Source organism: Enterococcus sp. RTP21361st1_A6_RTP21361_211029, from assembly GCF_040910045.1.
Taxonomy (GTDB): Bacteria; Bacillota; Bacilli; order Lactobacillales; family Enterococcaceae; genus Enterococcus_D; species Enterococcus_D gallinarum.
Genome location: NZ_JBDGBK010000114.1, coordinates 1 through 8675, shown reverse-complemented (window position 1 = coordinate 8675; position 8675 = coordinate 1). Strand labels below are relative to the sequence as shown.

The 8675-nt window shown below is 39.6% G+C and carries 9 protein-coding genes; 6 read left to right on the top strand and 3 right to left on the bottom strand.

Translation table 11 applies throughout. The annotated features are described in order from the left end of the window. Window positions 1–197: 197 nt before the first annotated feature. Together AB5Z52_RS14930 and AB5Z52_RS14925 are read right to left on the bottom strand one after the other, a co-directional pair. Window positions 198–329, bottom strand: coding sequence for a hypothetical protein (locus AB5Z52_RS14930; RefSeq protein ID WP_005471013.1), 132 nt, complete (start codon window positions 327–329; stop codon window positions 198–200). Between the two features lie 217 nt (window positions 330–546). Beyond that, the gene (locus tag AB5Z52_RS14925) at window positions 547–1323 is read right to left on the bottom strand and encodes a hypothetical protein (RefSeq protein WP_288551654.1); all 777 of its coding nucleotides are present in this window, start codon (window positions 1321–1323) and stop codon (window positions 547–549) included. 168 nt (window positions 1324–1491) lie between these two features. On the opposite strand from AB5Z52_RS14925, the gene AB5Z52_RS14920 reads away from it, so the two are divergent. The 3 genes from AB5Z52_RS14920 (at window position 1492) to AB5Z52_RS14910 (ending at window position 4137) form a co-directional block, all read left to right on the top strand. Then, window positions 1492–1977, top strand: a complete 486-nt coding sequence (locus AB5Z52_RS14920; RefSeq protein ID WP_288551655.1) for a sigma-70 family RNA polymerase sigma factor — start codon at window positions 1492–1494, stop codon at window positions 1975–1977. Window positions 1978–2518: 541 nt separating this feature from the next. Further along, on the top strand, window positions 2519–3343 hold the full coding sequence (locus AB5Z52_RS14915) for an ABC transporter ATP-binding protein (RefSeq protein WP_003126092.1): 825 nt from the start codon (window positions 2519–2521) through the stop codon (window positions 3341–3343). Next, complete coding sequence (locus AB5Z52_RS14910) at window positions 3340–4137, top strand: ABC transporter permease subunit (RefSeq protein ID WP_003126093.1); 798 nt, start codon at window positions 3340–3342, stop codon at window positions 4135–4137. The genes AB5Z52_RS14915 and AB5Z52_RS14910 overlap by 4 nt, the downstream gene beginning before the upstream one ends. 90 nt (window positions 4138–4227) lie before the next feature. On the opposite strand, the gene add is transcribed toward AB5Z52_RS14910, so the two are convergent. Continuing rightward, window positions 4228–5250 (bottom strand): adenosine deaminase, encoded by a 1023-nt coding sequence (gene add / locus AB5Z52_RS14905; protein ID WP_288551656.1) that lies wholly within the window; start codon window positions 5248–5250, stop codon window positions 4228–4230. A gap of 335 nt (window positions 5251–5585) precedes the next feature. Here add and AB5Z52_RS14900 point away from each other — a divergent pair, with 335 nt between their 5' ends. The 3 genes from AB5Z52_RS14900 to AB5Z52_RS14890 all read left to right on the top strand — a co-directional run bounded on the left by AB5Z52_RS14900 (window position 5586) and on the right by AB5Z52_RS14890 (window position 8307). Continuing rightward, window positions 5586–6092 (top strand): hypothetical protein, encoded by a 507-nt coding sequence (locus AB5Z52_RS14900; protein ID WP_288551657.1) that lies wholly within the window; start codon window positions 5586–5588, stop codon window positions 6090–6092. Beyond that, window positions 6076–7422: a PTS cellobiose transporter subunit IIC gene (gene celB, locus AB5Z52_RS14895; RefSeq protein WP_003126096.1), complete on the top strand. Its 1347-nt coding sequence runs from the start codon at window positions 6076–6078 to the stop codon at window positions 7420–7422. The genes AB5Z52_RS14900 and celB overlap by 17 nt, the downstream gene beginning before the upstream one ends. 153 nt (window positions 7423–7575) lie before the next feature. Continuing rightward, complete coding sequence (locus AB5Z52_RS14890) at window positions 7576–8307, top strand: GntR family transcriptional regulator (RefSeq protein WP_003126097.1); 732 nt, start codon at window positions 7576–7578, stop codon at window positions 8305–8307. Window positions 8308–8675: the final 368 nt, after the last annotated feature.

The following is an 8675-nucleotide window of genomic DNA, read 5'->3' as shown; positions in this document are numbered from 1 at the left end:
GCAGTGATCCGAAAAGTTGGACCAAAAGTCAACTTTTCGGACACACTTCATTTTTGCCGCTGCTTTTTATTATGGTCATTGCTTGCTGTCCTCTTTTGAGAAAAGAAAGGCATTTCAGGCATTGCATCAGCCAACTGCCAATGGGTTCAGCTGACTTGCGGTTTCGCTTGCGGATCTTGCTTCGAAGATCAGTTGCTCTACTCGGCTAAACCTTCTAACAACGCTAGCCATCGCTCAGCGAGCTGCTCACTGCTGCAAGTAACTGTAAATGATTCTTTCCCTGTCATTTCGACATAGATCTCTGTCTCTGAAATTTTAACAATACGCATACTAGTTTTCCTCCTTCGCAGCATTCCGCCACTATTTTCTTAAAGTAATTTTTTCTTAAAGCACTATTTTCTTAAACTAGTACCTTTTTGTTTCTCAAAAATAAAATACGCGAAAAGATCAAAAAATTTTTTTCTTTTGCATTTTCTTTTAAATTAATTGCAATTGCCCCTTTTTGGATCAAATGCGTTGGTAAGAGTAAAATTTGGCCAAATGCACTCATTTTTGTCGCATTTTTTGTTGGCTTTCTTCTGCATAGAGATCTTGATAAATCAGACTAAAACTTCCTCTTTTGCCGGGGAGATCGTGAAAATGAAGCTCCCCTAGTAAATGATTGGTGAGAGGAGAAAAAGAAAGGTCCAGAAATTCAGTGAGACTAGTATTCGCCCGAGGCAGTTGATAGCTATGTTCCCGTTTGATAATGCCATGAGCAAGAAAACTGATCAGCATGGTTTGCTTTAGACGACGGGATTCAACCGAGCTGGGGAAAGAGAACTGATTGTGCAGTTCTATGAACAATTGCGGTCCAGCAGCGGACAACGTCATGATTTTTCCAGGATTGACCCAAATGGTGTCTTTTTTGGTGGCGTTTGTTAGTGGTAGCAAGCTGTATTCGCTAGTTGCACAAGGAATCTTGTATTGACGTTTGATATTCGACTGGCTGAATAAATGGTACAGTGTATCTTTGAAAAGCGCGTACTCATAAAAATGGAAATGGAGAAGAATCTGTTTGATGATAGGAAATGGCGGCTGTGGAAGAAGTGAACAATAGTCTTGATAAATGATCAAAGAATGCGTGCGATCATCACGAACAAAAGGCAGAATGGCAAAAATTTCTTTCTCGAAGTCAATTGTCATGGTTGGACGGATCAAAGCAGCAAGTTCCTGGCAAGTGGCCTGATCACTAGAATTGAGGAATCGTTTACATTTTGGCTCAAAGGACAGACGATAAGGATCAAGTTTATTCGAACTTATAGGGGGGTAGCATCTCTTCATAGAAAAACTCCTTCATTTTAGATACTTCAACTATAAAATTATCTGACTATTTTTGCAATAAAAAGTGCATAATTCAAATGATTTATTGATTTTTGATAAAAATAGTCACTTCCTCTTTTTGCTATGGTTAATGTACCCGCGGGAACACCAAGCAAAAGGAGGAATACAATGAAAGAATGGCATACACTGATGGCTTCTTATGAGCGCCTCTTTTACAAAGTGCTGATTCGGGCGGGCATCTTCCCCAGTCATCCAGATTTTGAAGATTATTTGCAAGAGTTGCGACTCATGCTCTTTGAGCGCGCACGAAGGTATCCTGATGAAGGGATCTTTCGCAACGAAAATGAAGTGAATTATCTATTTGGCTTTTTGCTATGGCGAGTGATTGATTTACAACGAAAAAGTAATCGTCAAAAACAACTGATTCAAGCAATCACATCAGAGCAGGAAGAAACGATTGATCTGAAAGAAGACATCGACAATCATCTATTGCTGATGCAATTCTGGGCATTTCTGAAACCGAAAGAACGACAAATGTGGCTTGATTGCGTCAATCAAGAGGGATCAAAACAGTCTCGCTATTATTATCGTCAGAAGTTGAGAGCCCGTTGGCAGCAATTTATTCACGAGGAGACGACAAGCAGCAAAAAATAGGTGTTCTATTTAGTCAGAATAAAAGTGAAGGACCCAGACAGGAGCTTTCTTACTCGTTCCTCTTGTATCGTGCAGCTTCTTTTTGTAAACTGAAATCAAGGAACAAAAGGCACCTTTTGTCTAAACTGTTTTCGCATTATCGACAGGTAATGACAGTTTTTCTTGGTACTTGATAAACTCCTTTTATGTTGACCATGATTTGGTGCCTTAAGTTCTAATTGAATGAGAAGCGTCATTTTTCCAAATCATATTAACAGCAATCGTCGAATAAAGCGGTCCTCGAATGGAAGAGGCCGCTTTTTTTCGTCAATTCGCGACTTAAAAAGGCGCTTTTTTTGGTCAGACTATTTCTAGAATACGGTGGATATTTTGGTAGTCAAAAACAGCAACATAGGCTATACTTTGGCTATCATCATACGATATGTATGGCAAAGACCGAGGGCCTTGACTGATCACTTGCAAAGCGGGAGTATCAAAAAGCAAGTGGGCAAACCAGCAAACGATTTGCTAGTGAATAGACGTTGGTCAATAGGAGGAATGAATGATGGGGAAAATTGATATTTCCAATCTGACACGAGATTATGGCAATGGCAAAGGAATTTTTGACCTGTCATTTTCTGTGGAAGCAGGAGCGTTTGGTTTTCTGGGTCCTAATGGCGCTGGGAAGACCACAACGATCCGTCATCTAATGGGGTTCATCAAACCTCAAAGCGGCAACTGTTTGATCAATGGGATGAATTGCTGGCAGCAACGAGAACAAATCCAAAGAAATTTAGGCTACATCCCTGGCGAAATGACTTTTTTTGATGATATGACCGGAAGCGAATTTATTAAATTTATCGCAAAGTATCGGGGAAATGCTGAAAATGGACGGGCCAAAGAATTACTTGATCGATTTGAGTTAGATCCGAACGGCAAGATCAAGAAAATGAGTAAAGGGATGAAACAAAAAATTGGCATCGTTGTGGCTTTCATGCACGACCCAGAGATCTTGATTTTAGATGAGCCTACTAGTGGCTTAGATCCCTTGATGCAGTCACGTTTTATTGATTTAATTACTGAAGAAAAAAAGCGCGGCAAAACCATCCTCATGTCTAGCCACATGTTTGAAGAAGTTGAGCGGACCTGTGATCGAATTGGCATCATTCGTGCCGGAAAATTAGTTGCGTTGGATTCCACCGACACATTAAGAGAAAAACATCTGCGTCGTTATACCGTCACTTTGCCAAATGAACAACTGGCGGCAGCCTTTGCAGCAGATTTCAATGGAGAAATCGATCCGGCACAACCTAGTCAAGTTCAAGTCAGTACGAGTCAAACATTGGAACAGATTTTTATGGATTATTATGGAGGTGAAGAGAAATGATCAATTTCACCCTTTACAAACGCGAATTGCGCCGCAGCATCCTGACGCTTGTGATTTTTGGTGCCGTCATGACCCTCTACATCTCAATCATTGTCAGTATGTACAATCCAGAAATGATGCAGTCTCTTGAAGAAATGCGCAAGATGCTGCCAGAATTGATGTCGGCAGTCGGCATGAAAGCCGGCGCTAACTCATTATTGGGTTTCATGTCTTCTTACCTCTATGGTTTTATTTTGATCATTTTTCCAATGGTATTCTCGATTCTTCGAGGGAATGCATTGATTGCCAAATATGTGGACAGCAACGCGATGGTGGCCCTTCTGGCAGCACCCATCAAGCGGAGAACGATTGTCATGACGCAGATGTCGGTTCTTTTAACGGGTATTTTCTTTTTGATCATCTATGGCACTGCATTAGAGATCCTTTGCGGATTACAATTTAAAGGAGAACTCGAGATTCCCAAACTGTTGCTGCTGAATGGTGGGTTGCTTTGTTTGCAGTTGTTTATCGCAGGAATCTCTTTCTTAGCTTCTTGTGTTTTTAATGATTCAAAATACAGTATTGCTGTCGGCGGTGGGATACCAGCATTAATGTACGTCTTACAGATGCTTGCCAACACCGGCGGAAATGCAGAAAAAGTAAAGTATTTTACTTTCTTTACATTGTTTGATCCAGATGCTTTGATCGCAGGAGATCGTAGTGGTCTCATCGGAATCTTTGTCCTATTGATTGGAGCGTGTATCCTGTTCGTGGCATCGGGCATGGTCTTTTGTAAGAAAGATCTTCATATTTAGTGAACAAGCAAAAAACAATCACTCCAATCCTGTATTTGGAGTGATTGTTTGTTTTACCCTTGTGCAGCTTTGCCTGTATAAGAATAAAAATTAATTGTTTTTCTCCGCGACAAAAGCATCGACTTCCGCTAGATACAACTTCTTCTCTTCTTCTGGTAACCAAGCAATCTCAAAGGCATTTCTGACCAATTGAATGATTTGGTCCTCTGTTAGCTGATAATTTTTGCTCAATGCATAAAGGTCGTCAGAAATATAGCTTTGGAAATAAGCTGGGTCATCTGAATTGATCGTCACTTTGACGCCTTTTGCCAATAACTCGATGATTTCTTTTCCTTTCATATCATCCACGACGAAACTGTTGGAGACAGGGCAACACGTCAATCCGATTTGGTGCGTCCGCACATAATCGACTAACCGTTCATCTTCTACGATATTTGTTCCATGATCGATTCGTTCCACTTGGATTTCTTCAATGACTTGGCGAATGTGTTCGATCGAATCTTCCTGATCAATGTCGCAATGCATCGTCAAATGAAATCCAGCGGCTTTTGCTTTTTCAAAAACTTTTTTGAACTTCAGTGGTGGATTGCCTTTTTCATCCGAATCAAGCCCAATCCCCAAAATCTTATCTTTAAAAGGTAGTGCTTGTTCTAAGGTTTCTGCTGCTGATTCAGCAGAAAAATCCCGTAAGAAGCACATAATTAGGGCACTTCGTACACCAATTTGTTCACTTTCTTGTGTCGCTCGATAATAGCCGTTGATGACGGTTTCAAAAGAAATACCGCGAGAGGTATGGGCTTGCGGATCAAAAAAAACTTCAGCATAAGTGATGTGATGTTCGGCAGCTTTCTTGAAGTAAGCCATTGCCAATTCATAAAAATCTTCTTCTGTTTGGAGGACATTCATCGCTGGATAATAAATGTTCAAAAAAGAAGGCAAGGAGTCGAACTGATAACTTGCTTCCACCTCTTCGATTGTTGATTGACCAATATCAATTTGATTTTTTTGTGCCAATCGTAATTTCAAATCAGGCTCCAATGTTCCTTCTAAATGCAGATGGAGTTCAGCTTTGGGAATTTCTTTGATAAATTCGTAGGTTACTTCTTTTGCCATAATTTTCGTCTTTCTCCTTTTAAAGTAAGTATTTTACACCAAAAACCTTTTTTACAACTTGAAAAGCGAACATCTTGTTGAATCAACATTCCTTTTATTCATTTTTAACATAAAATCCCCGTTTTCACAAGAGCAAAACTTTGCTGGAAGATACCTGAATAGTCCTTAAAAAGTTGTGCGAATATAGACGATTTTCTTCAGGAGTTTATTTTTTACAACCAAACATCAAAAAGTAATCGCTTGCATGATTTTTGATTTATGCTAAAATTAACTTGTTCGAACAAGTTCGGTTATTATTCGCGATAAAAATGATGAGAGAGGAGTGGATCATAACTATGAGAGGACAAAATCAGTCGTCCGGTGCCAATGCGTACGCACAAAAAAATATGCGATTTAACCGCTATCTGATTTTTCGCTATATGACAGCAATTTTTTTCTTTATCAATCTTTATTGGGCGTTGCTTAGTCTGGCAAATTGGACAGTGCTGGGTCTGGTACCGGTGTTCTTGCTTTTGGTCGATGGCGCCATCATCTTTGAACAGACACAAAAATATTGGCAGACATCAAATCGATTGCACTTGACTAAAGTTGGTTATTGGATTCAAACAGGGGTCAACATTACTGGTATCCTTTTTATCCTGTTAAGGTGGCAAGACGGATTTTTCCCATTTTTGAATCTTGCGGCCAGACCGATTTTACTGGTTAGTCTGACTCTGGGATTGATTTGTTGTTTATATATGGAACGAAAAGCATGGTTGATCGAAAAAGATCGGGATAGTTACTTGAACTATCTGCGGACATTTGAGAATAAAGGAGGAAAAATAGATGAACACAGAAAATAGTAAAATGTTTACCTTTCTGGATAAGTACTTAATGGGACCAATGGGGCGAATCTCGCAATTTCGAATCGTCCGTGGGGTGATGGCGGCCGGGATGGCTTCGATTCCGTTTACGATCGTTGGTTCAATGTTCCTGATTATTAGTGTCTTACCTCAAAGTTTTCCAGCTTTAGCATCGATTTGGGCGGCTTCTTTTGATAAGATCCAAAGTTTATATATGCTAGGAAATACTGCAACAATGGGGATCTTGGCCTTATATTTCTGTATTGTTTTTGGTTATGAATATACCAAGATCCAAGCGCAGGAAGAAAAAATTTCGTTAAGTCCTGTAAACGGGGCTTTGTTGTCAATGATGGCATTCTTCATGTGTCTACCTCAATTAGTATTTGAAGGCGGAGTAGCGACTCTTGTGACCCTTATTTCCGATGATCAAAAAATCATTGATGGTTGGGAAATGGCGGGTGGTGTGACACGTTTAGGAACGACTGGTATTTTTACTGCAATTATTATGGCTATTATTGCAGTGAAAATTTACGCGTTTTGTGTCAAGAGAAATATCTACATCAAAATGCCTGATACTGTACCAACTGGTGTTTCAAGTTCATTTACTGCATTGATTCCGACTGCGTTGATTGCTTTAGTCGTGATCGTGATCAACGGTGCTTTAGTAGCTTTAGGGACCGATATCTTCAAAGTCATTGCGATTCCCTTTAGTTTTGTTTCGCAATTGACGAGTACGTGGGTTGGGTTGTTAGTTATCTATTTCTTGATGCATGCATTGTGGATCGTCGGAATCCACGGAGCAACGATCGTGACCTCATTCTTGACGCCCATCGTTCTTTCCAACATGGTTGAAAACCAAAGCGGTGCAAATATTGCTTTTGCCGGTGAATTCAATAATAGTTTTGTGACAATTGGTGGTTCGGGAGCAACATTGGGCATGGTTATCTTCATCGCGTTTTTTGCTAAATCGGCACAACTAAATGCATTAGGTAAAGCCGCGATCGTCCCATCATTCTTTAACATTAATGAACCCATTTTATTTGGGATGCCTGTTGTGTATAACCCCTATACGGCAATTCCTTTCTTTTTGGCACCAATGGCTTCTATGTCGGTGGCATATTTTGCAATCAATTTAGGGTTTGTCAAACCACCGATTGCTCAAGTCGCTTGGCCAACCCCAATTGGTCTTTCAGGGTTTATCGGTTCAGGTGGCGATTGGCGCGCATTTGTCCTTGCGCTAATTTGCGCCTTGGTTGCTTTTCTTATTTGGTTCCCATTCATCAAAATGTATGATGGCAAACTATTTGCAGAAGAACAAGGAAAAGCTTGACCGAAAGTGTAAGTTTGAATCAGCAGAACCCAGCTAAACATGTCTTAGCTGGGTTTTCTTTTGTCTTCATGATATTAAAGAAATAAAGATTCCCACTAAGGCAATAGCTTTTGCGGTAAAATAGGAGTAGTACAACATTGGGGGAGAAGTGAAATGACAAAACAATGGACGATCGATTTATTAGCTGCAGATTTAATCGCACGAATCGAAAAAAAGGATTTAGCTGATCGCAACGGAAAGTTGCCTAGCGAGAAAGAATTGATGGAACACTATCAAGTCTCTCGGTATTCCTTAAGGCAAGCACTAAGCAGATTGAGTAAACGCGGCTATATTTACCAAATTCAAGGCAGAGGCTCCTATGTACACGATCAATTGACGCAAGAGCAGAAAGCAGTCCAAAGTGATCTTGGGTTTACCGAAGATCTTGCTAGAGAAGGAAAACTGATTCAAACCGTTCAAGCAACACAGCGTTTGGTCTCGTACGCTGAGATCGATTTTTCACCAAGCCACCAGCGATTTTCTGATAATCAGCTTTTTATTGAAGTTGAACGATTTCGCACACTGGATGATCAGCCGTATTTGATTGAGAAATCCTATTATCTGGCAGATATCGTTGGTCAGATCCCAGAATCTGCCATGTACGGTTCCATGTTTGAATATTTTGCACAAGAAAAGGGAGTGACTGTCAGTTTCATCGATAAATTTATCCGCTGTGAATTACTGACTGCTAAACAAGCTGCTTTTTTTGGCATGAACGCGGGGAGCCCTAGTTTGGTTGTTCGAGACGACAGTTACTTGCGAGAAGGTGATTTGATGGCCTTCTCAAAAATCTTCTATGACTATCGAGAAACAACGTTGTTTATGCATAAGAAATTACAAGATTGATCCTTTAGAAGTAGCTCATAAAATGGTCTAAGCCACCAGAAATCATTCACGATTTCTGGTGGCTTATTTTTTTGAAAATTGTTTTAAAAAGGAGAAAGCGGTGAAAATCGCCTTTTTTAAGGAGTTTTTTTCTGTTTTTTTTTAAAGATTAAAAAAAACAGAATACTGTTCAGAAAATAATTCTTATTTCACTTTTTTACAAAATAAATATTAGAAGAAAAGATGGAAGCGTATTCTGAGAACATTAAAAAGTTTCTAATTTTTGTTAATAAAAAGGAGTAAAATCAAAAAAATCTCTTTTTAATGATTTTTTTGCGAAAAGAGGAGCACAGGTAATAAATAATTAACGATGGCGATAAAAATAAAAG

What these genes read in the sequence shown, in the direction of transcription:
- AB5Z52_RS14915 (WP_003126092.1), top strand. Translation starts at nt 2,519, where the DNA reads ATGATGGGGAAAATTGATATTTCCAATCTGACACGAGATTATGGCAAT.
- AB5Z52_RS14930 (WP_005471013.1), bottom strand. Translation starts at nt 329, where the DNA reads ATGCGTATTGTTAAAATTTCAGAGACAGAGATCTATGTCGAAATGACA.
- add (WP_288551656.1), bottom strand. Translation starts at nt 5,250, where the DNA reads ATGGCAAAAGAAGTAACCTACGAATTTATCAAAGAAATTCCCAAAGCT.
- AB5Z52_RS14900 (WP_288551657.1), top strand. Translation starts at nt 5,586, where the DNA reads ATGAGAGGACAAAATCAGTCGTCCGGTGCCAATGCGTACGCACAAAAA.
- AB5Z52_RS14920 (WP_288551655.1), top strand. Translation starts at nt 1,492, where the DNA reads ATGAAAGAATGGCATACACTGATGGCTTCTTATGAGCGCCTCTTTTAC.
- AB5Z52_RS14910 (WP_003126093.1), top strand. Translation starts at nt 3,340, where the DNA reads ATGATCAATTTCACCCTTTACAAACGCGAATTGCGCCGCAGCATCCTG.
- celB (WP_003126096.1), top strand. Translation starts at nt 6,076, where the DNA reads ATGAACACAGAAAATAGTAAAATGTTTACCTTTCTGGATAAGTACTTA.
- AB5Z52_RS14890 (WP_003126097.1), top strand. Translation starts at nt 7,576, where the DNA reads ATGACAAAACAATGGACGATCGATTTATTAGCTGCAGATTTAATCGCA.
- AB5Z52_RS14925 (WP_288551654.1), bottom strand. Translation starts at nt 1,323, where the DNA reads ATGAAGAGATGCTACCCCCCTATAAGTTCGAATAAACTTGATCCTTAT.